The organism is Collinsella aerofaciens, from assembly GCF_039758815.1.
Lineage (GTDB): Bacteria > Actinomycetota > Coriobacteriia > Coriobacteriales > Coriobacteriaceae > Collinsella > Collinsella aerofaciens_BP.
Genome location: NZ_JBDMSK010000001.1, coordinates 146,893 through 165,730, shown reverse-complemented (window position 1 = coordinate 165,730; position 18,838 = coordinate 146,893). Strand labels below are relative to the sequence as shown.

General features: G+C 56.2%; 20 protein-coding genes. 5 read left to right on the top strand and 15 right to left on the bottom strand.

Features of this window, described 5'->3' with window-relative positions:
• Positions 1-20 precede the first annotated feature (20 nt).
• The gene (locus ABHT90_RS00730) at positions 21-1,148 is read left to right on the top strand and encodes a coiled-coil domain-containing protein (RefSeq protein ID WP_346978494.1); all 1,128 of its coding nucleotides are present in this window, start codon (positions 21-23) and stop codon (positions 1,146-1,148) included.
• A gap of 168 nt (positions 1,149-1,316) precedes the next feature.
• Complete coding sequence (locus ABHT90_RS00725; RefSeq protein ID WP_346981275.1) at positions 1,317-2,183, top strand: DegV family protein; 867 nt, start codon at positions 1,317-1,319, stop codon at positions 2,181-2,183.
• Between the two features lie 71 nt (positions 2,184-2,254).
• On the opposite strand, the gene ABHT90_RS00720 is transcribed toward ABHT90_RS00725, so the two are convergent.
• Both ABHT90_RS00720 and ABHT90_RS00715 read right to left on the bottom strand, forming a co-directional pair.
• Positions 2,255-2,866, bottom strand: coding sequence for a DUF1836 domain-containing protein (locus ABHT90_RS00720; protein WP_346981274.1), 612 nt, complete (start codon positions 2,864-2,866; stop codon positions 2,255-2,257).
• Positions 2,867-3,021: 155 nt separating this feature from the next.
• Complete coding sequence (locus ABHT90_RS00715) at positions 3,022-3,960, bottom strand: NAD(P)/FAD-dependent oxidoreductase (RefSeq protein ID WP_346981273.1); 939 nt, start codon at positions 3,958-3,960, stop codon at positions 3,022-3,024.
• 222 nt (positions 3,961-4,182) lie between these two features.
• Between ABHT90_RS00715 and ABHT90_RS00710 the strand changes: the two genes are divergently transcribed.
• Positions 4,183-5,379: an MGDG synthase family glycosyltransferase gene (locus ABHT90_RS00710; RefSeq protein WP_346981272.1), complete on the top strand. Its 1,197-nt coding sequence runs from the start codon at positions 4,183-4,185 to the stop codon at positions 5,377-5,379.
• A gap of 394 nt (positions 5,380-5,773) precedes the next feature.
• Here the strand turns inward: ABHT90_RS00710 and dut are convergent, their stop codons facing one another.
• The 3 genes from dut to ABHT90_RS00695 are packed head-to-tail and all read right to left on the bottom strand — an operon-like array spanning position 5,774 to position 7,166.
• Positions 5,774-6,217, bottom strand: coding sequence for a dUTP diphosphatase (dut, locus tag ABHT90_RS00705; protein WP_346981271.1), 444 nt, complete (start codon positions 6,215-6,217; stop codon positions 5,774-5,776).
• Positions 6,218-6,221: 4 nt separating this feature from the next.
• Positions 6,222-6,665, bottom strand: coding sequence for a transcriptional regulator NrdR (nrdR, locus tag ABHT90_RS00700; protein WP_022093781.1), 444 nt, complete (start codon positions 6,663-6,665; stop codon positions 6,222-6,224).
• A gap of 51 nt (positions 6,666-6,716) precedes the next feature.
• Positions 6,717-7,166, bottom strand: a complete 450-nt coding sequence (locus ABHT90_RS00695; RefSeq protein ID WP_346981270.1) for a LysM peptidoglycan-binding domain-containing protein — start codon at positions 7,164-7,166, stop codon at positions 6,717-6,719.
• Positions 7,167-7,329: 163 nt separating this feature from the next.
• Here ABHT90_RS00695 and lexA point away from each other — a divergent pair, with 163 nt between their 5' ends.
• Positions 7,330-7,974, top strand: a complete 645-nt coding sequence (lexA, locus tag ABHT90_RS00690; RefSeq protein ID WP_040359862.1) for a transcriptional repressor LexA — start codon at positions 7,330-7,332, stop codon at positions 7,972-7,974.
• Positions 7,974-8,678, top strand: a complete 705-nt coding sequence (locus tag ABHT90_RS00685) for a heparan-alpha-glucosaminide N-acetyltransferase (protein WP_346981269.1) — start codon at positions 7,974-7,976, stop codon at positions 8,676-8,678. The genes lexA and ABHT90_RS00685 overlap by 1 nt, the downstream gene beginning before the upstream one ends.
• Here the strand turns inward: ABHT90_RS00685 and hflX are convergent.
• From hflX to pgsA, 10 genes are all read right to left on the bottom strand, one after another.
• Positions 8,663-9,952 carry a GTPase HflX gene (gene hflX, locus ABHT90_RS00680; RefSeq protein ID WP_346981268.1) on the bottom strand — a complete coding sequence of 430 codons (1,290 nt, stop codon included), beginning with the start codon at positions 9,950-9,952 and terminating at the stop codon, positions 8,663-8,665. The genes ABHT90_RS00685 and hflX overlap by 16 nt on opposite strands.
• Positions 9,952-10,890 (bottom strand): tRNA (adenosine(37)-N6)-dimethylallyltransferase MiaA, encoded by a 939-nt coding sequence (gene miaA / locus ABHT90_RS00675; RefSeq protein ID WP_346981267.1) that lies wholly within the window; start codon positions 10,888-10,890, stop codon positions 9,952-9,954. The genes hflX and miaA overlap by 1 nt, the downstream gene beginning before the upstream one ends.
• Positions 10,890-12,260: a tRNA (N6-isopentenyl adenosine(37)-C2)-methylthiotransferase MiaB gene (miaB, locus tag ABHT90_RS00670; RefSeq protein ID WP_055285164.1), complete on the bottom strand. Its 1,371-nt coding sequence runs from the start codon at positions 12,258-12,260 to the stop codon at positions 10,890-10,892. Before miaB ends, miaA begins: the two co-directional genes overlap by 1 nt.
• A 49-nt stretch (positions 12,261-12,309) precedes the next feature.
• On the bottom strand, positions 12,310-12,627 hold the full coding sequence (locus ABHT90_RS00665; RefSeq protein WP_006235982.1) for a stage V sporulation protein S: 318 nt from the start codon (positions 12,625-12,627) through the stop codon (positions 12,310-12,312).
• A 74-nt stretch (positions 12,628-12,701) separates the two neighbouring features.
• The gene (locus ABHT90_RS00660) at positions 12,702-13,787 is read right to left on the bottom strand and encodes an ATP-binding protein (RefSeq protein ID WP_346981266.1); all 1,086 of its coding nucleotides are present in this window, start codon (positions 13,785-13,787) and stop codon (positions 12,702-12,704) included.
• A gap of 1 nt (position 13,788) precedes the next feature.
• The gene (rny, locus tag ABHT90_RS00655; protein ID WP_089573375.1) at positions 13,789-15,339 is read right to left on the bottom strand and encodes a ribonuclease Y; all 1,551 of its coding nucleotides are present in this window, start codon (positions 15,337-15,339) and stop codon (positions 13,789-13,791) included.
• A 257-nt stretch (positions 15,340-15,596) separates the two neighbouring features.
• Positions 15,597-16,289 (bottom strand): regulatory protein RecX, encoded by a 693-nt coding sequence (locus ABHT90_RS00650; RefSeq protein WP_346981265.1) that lies wholly within the window; start codon positions 16,287-16,289, stop codon positions 15,597-15,599.
• An 11-nt stretch (positions 16,290-16,300) separates the two neighbouring features.
• Positions 16,301-17,449, bottom strand: coding sequence for a recombinase RecA (recA, locus tag ABHT90_RS00645; protein ID WP_346981264.1), 1,149 nt, complete (start codon positions 17,447-17,449; stop codon positions 16,301-16,303).
• 257 nt (positions 17,450-17,706) lie between these two features.
• Positions 17,707-18,237: a CinA family protein gene (locus tag ABHT90_RS00640; protein WP_346981263.1), complete on the bottom strand. Its 531-nt coding sequence runs from the start codon at positions 18,235-18,237 to the stop codon at positions 17,707-17,709.
• A 12-nt stretch (positions 18,238-18,249) separates the two neighbouring features.
• The gene (gene pgsA / locus ABHT90_RS00635) at positions 18,250-18,798 is read right to left on the bottom strand and encodes a CDP-diacylglycerol--glycerol-3-phosphate 3-phosphatidyltransferase (RefSeq protein WP_430393356.1); all 549 of its coding nucleotides are present in this window, start codon (positions 18,796-18,798) and stop codon (positions 18,250-18,252) included.
• Positions 18,799-18,838: the final 40 nt, after the last annotated feature.

The following is an 18,838-nucleotide window of genomic DNA, read 5'->3' as shown; positions in this document are numbered from 1 at the left end:
GTTACTGGAAAGGAAGCTACATGCGCACAGCAAACACGCACAAAAACATGGCACGCTGCGCTGCTACGGCAACCCTCGCTTGTGTTTTGGGCTTGGGCCTCGCGGCTCCTGCCTACGCCGATACCGCATCCGACCTTGCCGCTGCTCGTACTAAGCTCGAGCAGATCGGTACCCAAACTCAGCAGATTTACGATGAGCTCGCCACGCAGACGCAGGCGCTCGATCAGACTGCCGGCGAGATCACGCAAAAGCAGCAGGAGATCGCCGATGGCCAGGCCAAGCTCTCGACCTATGTCGCCGGCGAGTACAAAACCGGCGGTCTGAGCCTGCTTCAGGTTCTGACGGGTGTCGATGACCTGAGCGATATGCTCAACCGTCTGTTCTACTACGGCAAAGTTTCCGATAAGCAAGCTCAGACCATTCAAGAGGTCAAGGAACTTAAGCAGCAGCTCACCGATAAGCAGTCCGAGCAGGAAAAGAACGTCGCCGCCACGCAAAAGAAGGTCGACGAGCTTAACGCCCAGCAGGCTGAAGCCCAGAACGTCGTAAACTCCCTGGATTCGCAGCTGCAGGCCGAGCTTGCCGCCGAGGCCGAGGCCAACGCCGCGCTGCAGGCCGGCATCAACGCCAGCACCGCCGAGAAGGCCACGGTGAGCAACGAGACTGCCGGTACGACCGAGAACACCAACAACGGTGGCCAGACCAGCAATAACAACAACCAGGGCGGCAACACTCCGGCTCCTACGCCGGCACCTGCTCCGACGCCACAGCCCTCCACGCCTGCTCCGGCTCCGACGCCTTCCGCTCCGAGCCAGTCCGTCGATGGCGGTTCTGTTGTCTCGCGTGCATACAGCAAGCTTGGTTGCGCCTATTCCTGGGGCGGAATTGGCCCGAACAGCTTCGATTGCTCTGGTTTTGTTAGCTATTGCCTCACTGGTCGCTATTGCCGCCTGGGCACCACGGGCACCTTTATGGGCTGGACGCGTGTGTCCGATCCGCAACCCGGTGACGTTGTGGTCAACTCATACCACACCGGCATTTACATCGGTGGTGGTCAGATGATTCATGCTTCCGACTACAACACGGGTGTTATCATCAGCTCCGTTGCCGCCGGCATGAACAATAACTACATCTTCGTACGCTACTAAGTCATCTTACACAGCGTGTGGATGTGGACCTCGTGGCTTTAAGTCGCGAGGTCCATTCTTTTTTTCTCTCTCATCTTAGACGGCTATCTAGTATTCAAAACTAGATAGCCGTCCATTCGGTTTGCAAGAAGGCTATAATTGTTGATGAACAATTAGAAAGGACCCTCTATGAGCTGGGCACTTATCTCCGATTCAAGCTGCAACCTCCGTGATTGGCAACCGACCGCGCCCCATACCACCTTTGCATTTGCGCCCCTCAAAATTCGAGTGGGGGAGCGTGAATTCATCGATGACCTTTCGCTCGATGTTCATGAGCTCAACTGCGCTGTTCAGGTGGAGACGAACGCTTCTTCGAGCGCTTGTCCCAGCGTAGGGGAGTGGGCCGAGCTCTTCAAATTGGCAGACAAGACCATCTGCATGCCGATCTCTGAGGGCGTGTCGGGCAGCTACAACGCGGCAGCCACGGCTCGCGATATGGTTCTTGCCGAGGAACCGGACCGACAGATTCATCTAGTCAATTCACGCGCAGCTGGCGGCAAAATGGACCTCATTTTCCTGCTGTTCGACCGCTATCTTGCAAGCAACCCGGATGTCTCATTCGAGGATGCTTGCGCATACTTCGATAGTCTTGAACAGAACAGCAAAATCCTCTTCAGTTTGTGCAATTACGAAAACCTCGCCAAAGCCGGACGTATCCCTAAGGCAGCCGGCGTCATTGCCAACAAGCTCAATATCCGCATTTTGGGCACGGCGAGTGAGGCCGGTAAAATCGAACTCGTCGGGCACACGCGTGGCGAAAAGAAGATGCTCAACAAGATCATCGACACCATGGAAGCCGAGGGCTTTACGGGCGGTGAGGTCGTCATCGACCATGTGGAAAACGTATCGAGCGCCCAGGCGCTGGCCGATCGCATTATTGAGCATTGGCCCGACTCCAAGACCATCATTATGCCCTGCAATGGCCTGGATTCCTATTACGCCGAGATGCACGGCCTCATCATCGGCTATGGCATGGGCGTAGCTTCGGGCAAATAAAGTCCAACCAGCAAAATACGGGCGGGACAAAGCGACAGATGGCTCTTTGTCCCGCCCGTTTTATACGTCGGCTAGCTATTAAACCCGTTGAACTTGAGATAGCTCATCAGGTACGCTTTCGAAACAAAGGATGAAACCGCGCTGCGCACAAGCAGCGACTCACGCGTTACCTGATGCGCCGTATCGGGAACCGGCGTCTGCTCGACAGAAAACGCCGCACGAATCGATGCCTCAAGCTGATCGACAACATAATCAAAGGCGGTCGGAGCGTCGTAGCTCAAGCGCTGAATATTAAAGAGCGCCTGAACCGCAGCGATGGGTAGCACCTGCTTAAAGATACAAATGGCGATGAGACGCGCAATCTGCTCACGGCCATACTGTTTTTTAACCGGAGCAGGAACGAGGCCGACCTTCACGTAGTTATTAATCATTGAAGGCGTGATAACGGGCTGCTCTACGCAAATAGACAGCGGCTCCATCCACAGCGCAACATACTCAATGACCTGGTCGCGGTAGAGCGTCACATTGGGCAACTGGTCATAGCGCGGCAGACTCAACGTATTGAGTTTGCGCACGATATCGGACTGAATAAATGCATCGGGCAGCACAGTGGGCTGAATATCCTCAGGCTTAATGCTGACCGACGAATCGGACATCGGGATAACGCGTTTGGCGTGGTTCATAAGGATCCTCCGTTCATTAGCTATATTGTATTCTAGGTTATCTAGTTTTGCATACTATATAGCAGGAAAGTAAAAGTGGTTGGACAGCACATTGATGCACCGTCCAACCACTTTGTTTTAAAGATAGCAACCTTACATAAGATATATTATCGTACTTAACCGCGTAGAAACGCGTATGCGCTCGTTCCTGCTATGGCTCCGTCAGAAACGGCAGTCACAACCTGACGTAAGCGTTTGGAACGGATGTCGCCAGCAGCAAATAGACCTGGCGTACGGGTCGCCATGGATTCATCAGTCAGAATGCCGCCATCAGGCGCCAGATCGACTAGATGCTCAACAAGCTCGGTATGGGGTTGCGTCCCGGTAAAGACAAAGATGCCAAACGAGCCGGGCTCAAATGACTCGGTATGAGTCTCACCGGATGCATTGTCCTTAAAGGTAATCGTCGTTGGCATGGCTTCGCCCGAGAGCTCCACAATACTAGTTTGGTACCTAACTGAAATATTATCTTTTGCAAGAACTTTTTGAACCACACCATCGGGGGCACGGAACTGATCGCGGCGCAAAACGATGGTCACGCTGCTGGCGATTTCTGACAAGAACAGAGCTTCCTCGCAGGCAGCATTGCCGCCGCCGATGACAAAGACCTGCTTGCCGCGAAAGAACATGCCGTCGCACGTCGCGCAATAGGAAACGCCGCGACCGCGAAACGCATCTTCGCCAACAAAACCAGCAGATCGCGGCGTGGCACCCATGCAAGCGATAACGCTCGAGGCCAGCGTATCGCCCATATCGTGATGCACCGTAAACAACGCTGCATCGGCATCGTAATCGATACCCGTAACCATGCTCCATGTAACCTGTGCTCCCAGGCCCTCTGCATGCTGCTGAAAACGCTCGCCGAGTTCGGCGCCACTCAAGAGCGGAATACCCGGATAGTTCTCGACCTCATTGGTTGTGGCAATCTGCCCTCCCGACATGCCCTGCTCAATCACAGTCGTCGTTAGGTTGGCACGCGCAGCGTAAATGGCGGCAGAATAGCCCGCGGGGCCGCCACCGATAATCGCAACATCGATCGGCTGATTGGTAGTCATGAAGAGACCTCCTGTCGAAAGATTGGCGTTCTTTGCGCTCATACCCAAATTTACGTGAACATGACACTCATGCACTACAATGATAAATCGCGTAACAAAGCTGAAGGGGAGTTATCGATGGATCAAACGCAGACGAGCAATAGCGCTCCCCTGCCCATGCAAGCCACTCCCCAACCGGAGCAAATGACCGTTTCACCTGCACAAAAACCCCTAGTAACCATTGTGCACGCATCGGTTGGATCGGGCCACAAAGCCGCCGCCAACGCGATTGCACAAGCATTTGACCTTATCCGCGGCACCAAGGAAATCCCTGAGGATGTTGAGATCGAAGTCCTGGATATCCTCGATTTTGGACGCATTAGGTTCGATGGTAATAAAACAGCAGCTTCGTTTACCGGCGCCACGCGCCCCATATATGACCTAACCTGGCGATATACGTTTACGGGACATCTGCTCTGGGGTGGCGGCACGGCATGGTCACGTATTATGTTCCCCGCCTTCAACGATTATGTCCGCACCCGCAGGCCCATGGCCGTGGTTGCGACACACATTACGGCAGCCAATGTTGCTGTGGGCGCCCGCGTCATCACGGGTATCGATTACCCGGTCATCTGCGTACCAACAGACTATGAAGTCGAAGGCTTTTGGCCCCACAAGGACACCGACCTGTTCTGCGTAGCCAACGAATTTATGGCCGAGACACTTCGCCCCCGTAAAGTTCCCGAGACCAAAATCCGCATTACAGGCATCCCCATTCGCGCCGGGTTTGATACAGACTACAATCGCGAGGAAGAACTCGAGAAGTTCAATCTCCCCGCTGACAAGACCGTTGTGTTGGTGATGGCCGGTGCCAGTTTGCCTCAACCGTACGTTCGCTTTCGCGCGGAGATGGACCGCACACTCCCCTTCCTGCGCAGCTTCGAGGACATGCACTTTGTCTTTTTGCCGGGCAAGGATGAGGAATACGCCACCCGCCTCAAGACGCTCTTCGACGCCATGAAGCTCGAAAACGTCACGGTTCTGGACTACGTGGACGATATGGCAGCCCTCATGCACGGCTGCGACCTGGCAATCCTCAAATCAGGCGGACTCACGGTCACCGAGTGCCTGTGCGCTCATCTGCCGATGATCCTGCTGGGCAAATCATACGGTCAGGAAAAGGCCAACACCACGATGCTTACCGGCATGGGCGCCAGCATGCACGTCACCACGGCACGAGAGCTCATCGTAACCCTACGCCACCTGCACGACCATCCCGAATCACTCAAAGCCCTACTCATCAACGGCGAAGTACTACGCCGCCCCCATGCAGCCAAAGACATCGCCATCGCCACCATGGAACTCGTAGGCAAACCCCAAAAGCGCAAACGAGCCTTCTGCCGCTTCTACTGGGGCGGAAAACCTGCGCATATCAGGTAGACGAAAGTCCGCTGCTCGGCGGGAGCCGCCCATATATCATTCCATGCTCAAACATTCTCGCTGCGCTGCAAAACTGCGCGTGGAACGATATATGGGCGGCTCCCGCCGAGCAGCTACGTTTACGTGCTAGCAGCTATGCCAGATTCCCTACCATTAGAACCTGCAAAGGAGAAACCGGAAAAAATAAATATAGTAAGCCGATGCGAGAAAGGAGGTTTTCCTTTATCGCATCGGCTTACTAGAAAGAAAGGCTTTTATTTTTCAAGCGAGTAACCGCCCGCCCGCCTCTCACACATATCGTTCCACGCGCAGTTTCGCAGTGAGCGAAGCGAAGCGAGAATGTTTGAGCATGGAATGATATGTGTGAGAGGCGGGCGGGAGGGATATGAGCGCCCTAAGCGACGCCGCTGGAGCCGAAGCCGCCGGCTCCTCGGTCGGTTTTATCTAGTTCTTCTACTTCTACGAGGTTGACCGTGGGGACTTCTTGGATGACGAGTTGGGCGATGCGGTCACCTTTGTTGATTTGGATGTTGTTCGTGAGGTCTAGGTTAATGAGGATGACTTTGAGCTCTCCTCGGTAGTGGGCGTCGATGAGGCCCGGCGTGTTGACTATAGACAGGCCCTGTTTGATGGCGAGACCGCTACGGGGCTGGACGAAGCCGGCGTAGCCATCGGGCAGGGCGATGGCCAGCCCAGTAGAGACCAGACGGCGTTCGAAGGGCTTCAGGACGCAGTCCTCGTTGGAGCGCAGATCCAAGCCGGCATCGGTGGGATGGGCGTATTTGGGAAGCTCGACAGTGGGGTCGAGACGCTTTATGTTGACGGTAATGCTGGACATGGAATCACCTTAGCTTGTCGAGCTCTTGCAGAAACTCATCGACGTCTTTGAAATCGCGGTAGACCGAGGCAAAACGGATGTAGGCCACCTTGTCGATCTTGGCCAAGCGCTTGAGCACCATGTCACCCAGCTCATGGGACGTGACGGCCGTCAGCGTGCGAGAACGCAGCTCGACCTCGATGTCGTCGATAATCTCATTGAGCTTCTTAGTGTCGATATCGCGCTTGATGGTGGCGCGCATCAAGCCGACGAGCAGCTTATTGCGATCGAACCGCTGCTTGGTTCCGTCTGACTTAATGACCTCGATTGGGTCTTCGCATCGCTCAAACGTTGTAAAGCGATAGTTACACGAGCAACATTCGCGACGGCGCTTAATGGTGTTATTTGACTCCTGCATACGGGAATCAACGACGCGGGTATGTGCCTTGCCGCATTTGGGACAGCGCATAGTACCTCCTCTTAAACGATAACAAGGGTACCATGCGCAGCGCGATAATGATTACGAACGAGCAGGAACCTTAAGATGCGCACCGGCGGCGAGCGAGCCATGCTCCAGATGATTGACGTTCCGGATCATATCGGAAGTCTCTTGCGTGGAAAGGCCTTCGATTTGATATTCCTCGGCAAGAGACCAAAGAGAATCGCCAGGCTGAACGCGAATGGTCTCGTAGGTAACGTTGGAAACGGACTCGGCATACACGGCGTGACGAGCGCTAAAGACCGACATAGCGAGGACAAAGAAGAGCGTAAGCGCAACGGCAACGGCGACAATCGTCGGAACCTTCAGGGCAACGCGAGCCGGCGCGACTACAGCCTGCTGATTGCGAGCAGGCTTTACGGTCAAAGGCTGAAAGCCGGAGCGGCCACCCTGAACAACCGTAAAAGTGGGTTCTGCAGGCGTCTCGAGCTTAAGGGCGAGGTTTCCCTGGACCATATTCGTTGCGTTCATCATGTTCTCCTCTCGCGTGTTTTGCTGAGAACAGTTTTATCAAGCCGCGCGGACAAAAATGTCTAGCGCGAGAACGAATGTTCGGTTATTATTATCTTCGAACAGTTGTTCCTGTCAAGCAAAATTCGAACATTTGTTTGACATGGGTAGAGAGGATGCCCTGATGGCTCGCAAAATTACCAAGCGTCAGCAGCAAATTTACGACTTCATCAAGGAATATCAGCAGGAGAAGGGTTATCCGCCCAGCGTGCGCGAGATGGCTTCTGCCGTGGGCCTTTCCTCCCCCAGCACCGTGCACGCCCATCTATCTGCCCTGGAGGCGCGCGGGCTACTCAAGCGCGATGCCACCAAACCGCGCGCCCTGGAACTCTTTAACGAGGACGGTTCCTCTGTCTCAATTTCTAAATCTGACGAGCCCACCGCACCTCGCGGAACGGTCTCGCTACCGCTCGTTGGTCGCGTCGCGGCTGGGATTCCCATTCTGGCCGAGCAGAATATCGAAGACACTTTTACTATCCCGACCGAAATCGCCACTGATCAGGGTTCCTTTATCCTTGAGGTGCATGGGAGCTCAATGATCAATGTCGGCATCTTCAATGGCGATTACATCATCGTCCGTGAACAAAAGAGTGCCATGAACGGCGAAATTGTCGTGGCCATGATTGATGGTTCAGCGACCGTCAAGACGTTCTACAAGGAGCAGGGACGCGTACGCCTGCAGCCCGAGAATGACACCATGGAGCCTATCTATGCAACAAATCCCGTTATTTTGGGCAAAGTCGTCGGCTTGATGCGCCGGTTCTCGTAATGCAAAAACGCATCACCATCTTTGATACCGTCCGCGGGTTTACGATGATTTCAATGGCAGGTTTTCACGCTTGCTACGATCTCGCGTACCTGTACGACTGGGATATGCCATGGTTTACCCAGACTGTCTTTCAAGACATCTGGCGCGCCAGCATCAGCTGGGTATTTTTGTTTATCGCGGGTTGGATGTGCACGCTCTCACGCAACAATGTTAAACGAGCGGCCAAGTACGCTACCGCAGCTTTGGTCGTCTGGATCGCAACAACGCTCGTATCGGTCGACGATTCAGTGAACTTTGGCATCATTTATTGCATGGCGGCGTGCACGGCGGTGGTTGCACTCACCCGTCCGCTACTCCAAAAATTACCGGGCTCGTGGGGCATCGCGGCGTGCCTTGTTCTTTTTGCCCTAACCTGGGGCATTCCAAAAGCGGTCTACCCACTCCCCTACCTGGCATGGCTAGGATTTCCGGGCCCGGGTTTTGTTTCGGGAGACTACTATCCGCTCATTCCGTTTGTCTTTATGTACCTTACCGGCTATTTTGCTGCCCAGGTAGCACAAGCATCAAGCCTCGAAGCGCCAGAATGGACCTACGCCAATCCCATCCCGGCGCTCGCCAGCCTTGGACGCCATGCACTCCCCTTTTATCTGCTGCATCAGCCCATCATTCTGGGCATTTTGGAGCTCATCTACTCGGTACGATAACGCTCAAGCCGCGGTGCAATACGAGCCGGCAGTTTCGCCACAATGCGAACGCCGTCCTCGAGATATTCCTCATGCAGAAGGGTTCCCTGCTCATGCACCAGCGTGATGAGAGCGCCCTCGCGATACGGGATATCAGCGGAGAGCAACACATCGGTGGCAGCTGCCTCGCGAGCAATGCGATCGACGAGATCGTCGAGTCCCTCGCCCGTTTGGGCCGAGAACAGAACGGCTTCCGGATAGCGACGACGGAAACTTAATCGATCAACGCTATTGAGCAGATCGATTTTATTGAATACGGTCAGCGTTAGGCGCTCTCCGGCGCCGATCTCATCAAGCACGCGGTCGACAGCCTCCAGCTGCCGCTCATAGTCCTCGTCAGACGCATCTACGACTTTGAGAATTAGATCGGCACCCAACACCTCGGACAGCGTCGATTTAAAGGCATCGACCAGACCATGCGGCAGCTTTTGAATAAAGCCGACGGTATCAGTAATCGTCATGCCGCGACCGCCGGGCAGGCGATACGAACGCGTCGTCGGATCGAGCGTAGCAAACAGCTTGTCCTGAGAAAGTACCGTAGAGCCGGTCAGACGATTGAGCAACGTCGATTTACCGGCATTGGTATAACCGGCTAACGCGACGCGAAACGCCGGTGACTCAATGCGGCTCTTGGATTGAACATCGCGACGCTGTTCAACCTGCTTGAGCTCACGACGAAGCGCAGCGATCTTATTACGAATGAGGCGACGGTCGACCTCGAGCTGACTTTCGCCCTGACCAAAACGTGAACCGATGCCGCCGCGCGTCTGCTCCTTGGCGAGATGGCTCCACATGCCACGCAGGCGAGGCAACAAATATTGAAGCTGTGCCAGCTGTACCTGCAGGCGTCCCTCACGCGTCTGAGCATGCAGGCCAAAGATATCCAGGATCAGTGCTGTACGATCGATAATCTTTACCGGCTCGCCCACGGCTTTCTCCAAATAGGATTGCTGCGAGGGGGTCAGGTCGTCGTCAAAAATAACGACATCGGCATCCATGCGATGCACCAGGCCGCACAGCTCTTCGACCTTACCGGAACCGATAAACGATTTAGGATACGGCTTTACCAAACGCTGCGACAAGCGTGCCACGCACTGGGCACCAGCTGTGTGGGCAAGACGCTCCAGCTCATCAAGCGAGCAATCGAGCGGCCACGCATTGTCGCGCCACTCAACACCAACTAAAATGGCACGCTCGGGCTCGGGTGCCGTGGGAACAAGAGGGAAACGGGCCATTAGGCAGCCTCAATACGATGCACGATATCCTCAACGACCTCATCGATCGTACATTCATCCATATCAAACCACACGATACGGTCATCGCGCTTAAACCACGAAAGCTGACGTTTGGCATAGCGACGCGAACGCGTCTTAATGAGTTCGCGAGCCTCATCCATGCTCGTCACGCCATTGAAAGCATCGATGATCTCTTTATAGCCAATTGCCTGCATCGAAGTCAGGGCATCTCCCAGCCCCTGGTCCATAAGACCGCGAACCTCATCAACAAGACCCTGTTCAAACATCAGATCGACACGCAGGTTAATGCGCTCGTAGAGCACCTCGCGATTACGCGTCAGACCAAACCATAGGGCATGATAATGCTCGCGCGGAACACTAAACTGCGACTTTTGCTGCGCATAGGAGACGCCATCATCGTGCATTTCGAGCGCGCGAATCACGCGACGCACGTTATGGGGATGAATAACAGCAGCCGATTCTGGATCACGCTCGGCAAGCAGGGCATGCAGCTCTTCCTCACCAATACGCTCGGCAAGCTCCTGATAGCCCGCACGGCGATCGTCCTCAAGTTCACCCGAGGGAAAGTCCATCTCATCAAGGGCAGCCTTGAGATACAGCCCCGTACCTCCGCAAAAAACAGGCAGGCAACCCGAACCAAGGAGACGTTCAACATGCGCGCGAGCGTCAGCCTGATAAAGCGCAGCAGAATATGCCACACCCGGCTCTACAATGTCGACGAGACGCAGTGGCGCCGTACACTCATTGGGCGCCATCTTTGCGGTACCGATGTCCATGCCGCGATAGATTTGCATCGCATCGCACGACAGCACTTCGGACGAAAGACGAGCTGCCAAACGGTCGGCAACATCACTCTTACCAACCGCCGTCGGACCGACGATCGCAACGGCGGAAAGACCTGTCCCGGGAGAAACCATTAGCGCGGCTCGCCCACAACGGAGCCGGACAAATACCAGGTCTTGGCAACGTCAACGTCAACATCAACGATCTTGCCAACAAGCTGATCGATGCTGTAGCCCTCGGGGATAGGCGCATGAACGGTCTGATTCTTGGGACTCTTGCCCAGCAGGACCGCGTCGTTCTTTTTACTCGTTCCCTCAATGAGCGCCGGCACCACAGTATGAAGCTCACCCTGGTTATACTCGTGTGCCGTGGTCTCGATAACCTTAACCAGGCGGTTGAAACGCTCGAGAATAACCTCATGCGGCGTAGGATCGTCAATCTCTGCAGCCGGGGTACCGGCGCGCTTGGAATAGATGAAGGTATAGGCCTGAGCATAGCGGACCGTCTCGGCAAGTGAGAGCGTCTGCTCAAAGTCTTCTTCAGTCTCGCCCGGGAAGCCAACGATAATGTCGGTCGAGAGCGCGATATCGGGCATGCGATTGCGAATGCGATCGACCAGGCCCAGATAGTCCTCGCGTGTATAACGGCGATTCATCTCTTTGAGGATCCGTGTCGAACCTGACTGGACGGCCAGGTGCAGCTGCGGCATAACGGCAGGCGTCTCGGCCATGGCGTCGATGGTCTCGGGGAGCAGATCCTTGGGATGCGAAGACGTAAAGAAGATGCGCTCCACACCCGTATCGCCCACGGCACGCAGCAGATCGGCAAAACGCGGCTTGCCAAACAGATCGCGACCATATGAGTTAACGTTTTGGCCCAGCAGCGTAATCTCACGCACGCCCTGGCGCACCAAACCGGTCACCTCGTCGACAATCTCCTCGAAGGGGCGGCTTTTTTCGCGACCGCGCACGTACGGCACGATGCAATAGGTGCAGAAATTATTGCAGCCTGTCATGATGGGCACCCAGGCGTGATACTGGGTCTCGCGATGCCACGGCATGCTCATGGCATCCGTATCCTCATGCTCGTTGGTGCGGATATGACGCTTGCCGTCAAGGAACGCCTCGGCAATGAGCTCGGCCACATGTGCGATGGAATGCGTGCCAAAGATGACATTGACGTTATCGACGTTGGTGAGCAGACCCTCGCCATCACGCTGTGCGATGCAGCCGCCCACGGCAACCACACGCTTGCCCGAAGGCGAAGGCGGCAGGCTTTTGCAGGAATTGCACTGACCGTACAGGCGAGTATCGGCGGCCTCACGCACACAGCATGTCATGAAGACAACGATATCGGCATGCTCGGGATCGAGCGCCATGAGGCAACCATACGAATCGAGCAGACCGCTCACGCGCTCGGAATCGTGCTGATTCATCTGGCAACCAAAGGTGCGGATAAAGTAGGTTTTACCGGCAAGAATATCGCGTACGGAACGCTGGTCCATGTGCATAAGTCCTAACGATGGAAGGGAGGCGAATCGAGGCAAGCAGAAGCTATGCCACAGGCTTAACATCATCCATGACGACGTTATCCATAGCAGCTCGATTAATCTGGTGAACGTAAATAGAAAGGCGGATGGCCGTGCGTGACTCCCCGTTAATGAGGATGTCGGAGAACACGGGCGCGCAGGAAATATCAAAACCGGTTGGAATCAAAAAACCGCGCGCGATAGCCACGGCCTTAATGGCTTGGTTGACCGCACCGGCGCCGACACACTGGATGTTGACGGGTACACCATCCTTGACCATGCCGGCGATGGCGCCGGCAACGGACGCGGGCGATGATTTGCTTGATACCTTCAGGCAATCCATGAACAAACTCCTGCGTTTAAAAGTACGTTTTAACTGCAATAACTTTATCGTACCGAGTGGACTCGGTAAAGGCACTATTCCTCTTTGGCAAGATCGAAGGTCACAGTGATTCGATCACGCGAAACGCGAATCTTTGGGTCGCCGCAAAGGTTGAGATAGTACCGGGCGGCAAGGTCATTAAAGTCGCGCTCCACAGCACGCGAAAACTGTGCCATGTCATCCTTGGCAATACGTAGCCCGCGACGATCCTTCGCGAGATCGACAGGAGCCGGCGCATGCGAGGACGAATCACGCTCGCGCAGCAGACGCGCGGTCACACCGCGAACGGGCTTAATCTGCCCTGCCAAAATGCGATGTGCCGTGCGCTCGGACATCTCAAGGCCCAAACCCGAACAGATGCGGATAAAGTCCTCGGCATCAGAGGCAAGGCCTAAACGATCGACAACCGGAAGCTCGCTCTCGTCATCAATAAACAGGAGACGCGACGTATCGAGCCGGCTTGACGCCCGAGCATAAAGGGTCGCGGCAATCTCAGACGGAGAACCAAGATAGACATCGCAACCACGCAACTCCTCGAGCGCAAACTCACAGGCAGCGCGAATAATATTATGCGGACCGCGAGCACAGACATAACGTCCGTCCTCATCCTTGACGGCCTGGGGCCAGCTGGACTGATCGGCACGCTCACTGAGGCGGTCGGCCGCAACGCTCACCTTAAAGGCTGAACCAAGATCGACACCGGACGTGACCACACGGGCCTCGTCGGTGTTCTGCTTGATCGAAAACAATGCCATGCCACGACCGTGAACGCCCCAACGGTCCATCTTCATGCTCTCGAGCTTGGAGGTAACGCGAGCATCGAAGATTCGCTCTTGCATATCCTGCGGAACACCCGAGCCGTTATCCAGAAAGACAAGCGTGCGGACGCCATCTTCCTTGGTCGTAGCGAGAAAGACCTTGTCGGCGCCGGCATCGCGAGCATTACGGAGCATTTCGATGACGATATCCTCGACATGCTGAATGTCGTGCTTTGCCTGGCGCCGCTCGGCCTCCGAAACGCGGAGGCGGACATACCCCTCGCCAAGGTTCTCCTCGACGCGAAGGTTGCCCTCCCCCGACATCGACGCGATAAATGAGATGAGCTCGTTCGCGTCGCTCATGTTATTTAGCGATATCGACAGCGCGGCTCTCGCGAATCACGACGACGCGCACCTGACCGGGATACTCCATCTCTTCCTCGATCTGATGGGCGATATCGTGAGCCAGAACCGTGGACTGGGCATCGGAGATCTTGTCCGGCTGAACCATGACGTGGACCTCGCGACCAGCCTGCATGGCATAGGTACGCTCGACGCCGTCATGGGAGTTGGCAATCTCCTCAAGCTTCTCAAGACGCTTGATGTAGTTCTCGGCAGACTCGCGACGGGCACCGGGGCGAGAGGCAGAGACAGCATCGGCGGCCTGTACCAGGACATCGAGCACCGTGTTGGGGTCGACATCGGCATGGTGAGCCTCGATAGCGTGGACGATAACGGGCTTCTCGCCATAACGACGGGCGAGCTCGGCGCCGATGACGGCATGCGGGCCCTCGACGTCATGGTCAATTGCCTTGCCCAGGTCGTGAAGCAGACCGGCGCGCTTGGCGGTCACAACGTCCAGACCAAGCTCGGAAGCCATCACGCCGCACAGATCAGAGACTTCGAGGGAGTGCTGAAGCACGTTCTGACCAAACGAAGTACGGTAGCGTAGGGCACCAAGGGTCTTGACGATCTCGGGGTGCAGGTCGTGAATGCCGGTATCGAAGGCAGCCTGCTCGCCAGCCTCGCGAACGCGCTGCTGAACCAAGTCGGCAGCCTTGTGATACATCTCCTCGATGCGGGCGGGGTGAATGCGGCCGTCGGCGATGAGGTTCTCGAGGGCAACACGGGCGGTCTCACGACGGACCGGGTCGAAGCTCGAAAGAACGACGGTCTCGGGCGTGTCGTCGATCACGAGGTTGACGCCGGAAACCTGCTCGAAGGTCCTGATGTTGCGACCCTCGCGACCGATGATACGACCCTTGAGGTCATCAGAGGGAATGTGCACGGAGGTAACGGTGACCTCGGCAGTGTGGTCGGCAGCGCAGCGCTGAATCGCCAGGGACAGAATCTCCTGGGCGGTCTTGTGGCACTCGGCGCGAACCTGCTGCTCGGACTCGCGAATGATCGTGGCGGCCTCATGGGTAACCTCGCCGCGAACCTTATCGAGGAGCTCCTTGTGGGCGTCCTCGCGGGTAAGGTCGGCGATACGCTCGAGCTCGGAGGTCTGCTTTGCGCAGAGCTCCTCGAGCTCTCGGGAGCGCTTCTCGACCTGACCGGCCTGGCTGGACAGCTGATGCTCGCGCTTGTCGAGAGCGTCGTTACGGCGATCGAGGGATTCCTCGCGCTGCATCACGCGGTTCTCGAGCGTACGAATCTCGTTCTTACGCTGCTTGTCCTCGGCCTCGGCGGCCTGCTTGTTTTTGATGATCTCCTCTTTAGCCTCGAGCAGAGCCTCTTTTTTGAGGGTCTCGGCCTGACGCTTTGCATCACCGATCAGGGACTCAGCCTGTGCGTGTGCCGACTGGATCTTTTCGTCGGCCTCGTGAAGACTACCCTGCTTGGCGGTGCGCATGTAGGCAATGGCGGCGATAGCACCCAAAACGATGCCAACGAGCGCTGCGATGATAGGCATGCTCACTCCTTTTTATGGATTCGTTACACAACAAAGCGAACCGTCCTTACGAACGGCTCGCGACATTTGAGTAATATGGGCGCAGCTTATGCGGGTCGGATACAGATAAACATATAAACAAACTCATCACAGATGAGCACATATCACAAAGCAAATGACAGTGTTTATCGTACGTTGAACCACAACAACTGTCAAATAAATGGCCCCAGTACGGCGGCTAAAACGCGGTGAACGGCAGGGCCACAAAACGCATACGCCTAAACCGCACATTCCTCGCATTCAACATCGAGACGTGCCTTAACGGCATCGGCGGCAATGTGATACGAAAAGCCCTTGCCCATCAAAAACCGAACCAGTTTTTCGAATCCGCGCGTCTCTGGAACACGCCGCTTGGCGAGCAGGGCTGACGCACGCGCCAAATCGTCTACGACGGCAAAATAATCCTCGGGATAACCGGGAATGTCATCGAGCACAACATGACGTCGCTTGAGCTCGGTCTCGATTTTGCGCTGTCCCCAACCGCACCGCTTGCGTTCCTCGATAAAGTACGAGCAAAAGCGGTTCTCGTCTAAAAAGTGATACTCGGTGGCGCGCTCGACGGCGAAATCGATCGCGGGTTGGTGAAAGCCGTAGCGAGCCAGCTTGTCACGGACCTCACCCGTCGCATGGTCGCGGCGCGATAACATCTCAGTCACCATGGTAAGTGCACATTTACGCTCGACGAGCTGCACAGCCTCACGAAAGTTGTCCCAATCGCAGGGAAGATCGGGGCGGTTTTTGACATACAGGCGCGCGACCCGCACGGGAATCCAAATGGACCGCTCAAAACCGCCCTCAAGCTCACAATCGATATGCGCGCAGGGCTTTTTAGACGCATACCCGCTCGAGAACGAGGAGGCCGCCTTCTTATCGGGAAAGACGACCGTGGCCTCGGTCACCGTATACGACATACGCGAATCCGTTACTCGTCGTCATCATCGAGCATGGCAGAGCCATCGATGGCGTAAAGCTCATCAAACTCCTCAGGCGCAGGCTGATCGGTCAGCTCGACATCGGACGGAGCATCGTCATCAAACTCAAGCCCGCAGGCAAGGCGGACCTTATGCTCAATCTCGTCAGCGCAATCGGGGTGTTCGCGCAGGAACGCCTTAGCGGCCTCGCGACCGTTGCCGAGCTTGTCCTCGCCATAGGCAAACCAGGAGCCCATCTTCTTGCAGATGCCGCACTCGACAGCCATGTCCAGAATCGAGCCCTCCTTAGAGATGCCCGTACCATACATGATGTCGAACTCAGCAGAACGGAACGGAGCTGCCACCTTGTTCTTAACGACCTTGGCGCGCACGCGGTTACCTATAACCTCGTCCTTAAGCTTAATGCTGTCGATGCGGCGAATGTCGATACGCACCGAAGAGAAGAACTTAAGGGCGCGGCCGCCCGTCGTAGTCTCGGGGTTACCGAACATGACGCCGATCTTCTCACGCAGCTGGTTAATGAAGATGCACGTCGTGTTGGACTTGGACAGCGAGCCGGCGAGCTTGCGGAGCGCCTGGCTCATCAGGCGAGCTTGCAAGCCGACCGTGGTATCGCCGATCTCTCCCTCGATCTCGGCACGCGGGGTCAGCGCGGCGACGGAGTCGACGACGATGGCATCGATGGCGCCGGAACGCACGAGCATGTCAACAATCTCGAGCGCTTGCTCGCCCGTATCGGGCTGGGAAATGAGCACCTCGTCGATATCCACGCCGATGCGCGCGGCATACGTGGGATCGAGCGCGTGCTCGGCATCGATAAATGCCACAACGCCACCCATTGCCTGGGCCTCGGCCAGGATCTCAAGCGAAAGCGTCGTCTTACCAGAGGACTCGGGACCGTAAATCTCGACGATACGGCCGCGCGGCACGCCGCCGATACCCAGCGCGGCATCGAGGGCCAGGGCGCCCGTGGGAATGGCCTCGACCTCGAGCTCGGGACCACCGTCGCCGTACCTCATGATGGAACCCTGGCCGAATTTCTTCTCGATCTCGGCCTTGGTGGTGGCGATCATCTCATCGCGCTCTTTACCCGTCGTGCGAGCATGAACGGTACGTACGGGACCTGAATTCTTGGCCATGAATAGCCCTCCTCTTAACAACCTGCATCGATAATAAACGAACGGCTGTTCGTGGTCAACCGTTCAGGCCAATCATATGCAGGCGGTCTTTCCAAAACCCAACCAAACGCCGACCAAACACTGACCAAATGCTTGACCACAAAGGACCAAATATGAACAAGGCAGGCAAAAATACATCTACAACCAGCACAAACGCCAAATGAGCCTAAGGTCCCTATCTCCACAATTAAGGGGCTCGGAGGCCCCTTAAAACACGTCTATTCCATAGAATCGAGCACGCAGACAATGCGACCCAGTGCCTCCGCGACCGCATGGGCACGAACACACGAACGGTCGCCCTCATAGTGGCAGCGCACAGAGTCCACGACCGGCACGCCCCCATCGGCGGAACGATACGCCCAGCCAATATAGAAAGAGCCCGCCGGATCGTCCTCAGTGCCACCGCCGGGGCCGGCATAACCCGTTGCGCTCACTGCAATATCGCTCTGGTACAGCTCCAGCGAACCCACCGCCATCTCGCGCGCGGTCTGATGCGACACCGCGGTATAGCGGTCGAGCGTCTCCTGCTCAACACCAAGAACGCGATGCTTAATCTCATCGCAATAGGTCACCGCACCGCCACGCAGCACCGCCGAGGCGCCCGGGATATCGGTAATCGTCGATGCGATCATACCCGCCGTCAGCGACTCAGCCGTCGAAACCGTCACGCCCCGAGCGCTCGCGCGCTCGACAATATCGCGCGCCAGCTCCTCGTTGTGTGCGGAAATCTGCTCAAAAGAGTCCGTCATACCCACCAGGACCTAGACCGAAAAGACGATCTTGCGGCAGTTCCAGAAGTACTGGGCGCCCGAGATAACGGTCAGGACAACGGCAACGGCATACAGGAAGCGCGACACCGAGTAGATGCCGAGCGTCAGCGCCACCGGGCCAAGGTGCAAGCCGGCCATAGCAAAAACGCACAGGTAACCGCAAATGGAGACCATCGTGGTTGCCGTCTTGTACTTGCCGAGCTTATCGGCCGCAACGACCACACCGGCCGCACTCGCGACCATGCGAAGGGCGCTCACCAGAAGCTCACGGAACAGGATAATGAACACGGACCACACGGTCACCGCGCCAAAATCCAAGAACAGCAGCAGGGCCGAGAACACGAGCAGCTTATCGGCGATGGGGTCCAAGAATTTACCGAAGTCGGTGATCTCGCTGCGCGAACGCGCCAGATAACCGTCGACCTTATCGGTGCACGACAGGATCACATACAGAATGAAGGCAGCGGCGGCGAGCGGGCCGTCGAAGATGCTCCAATCCGTACCGGCAACACTCGTGTGAGAAAGCGCCGACACGATCATGAACACCGGGATAAAGACGATGCGAACGCACGTCACGATG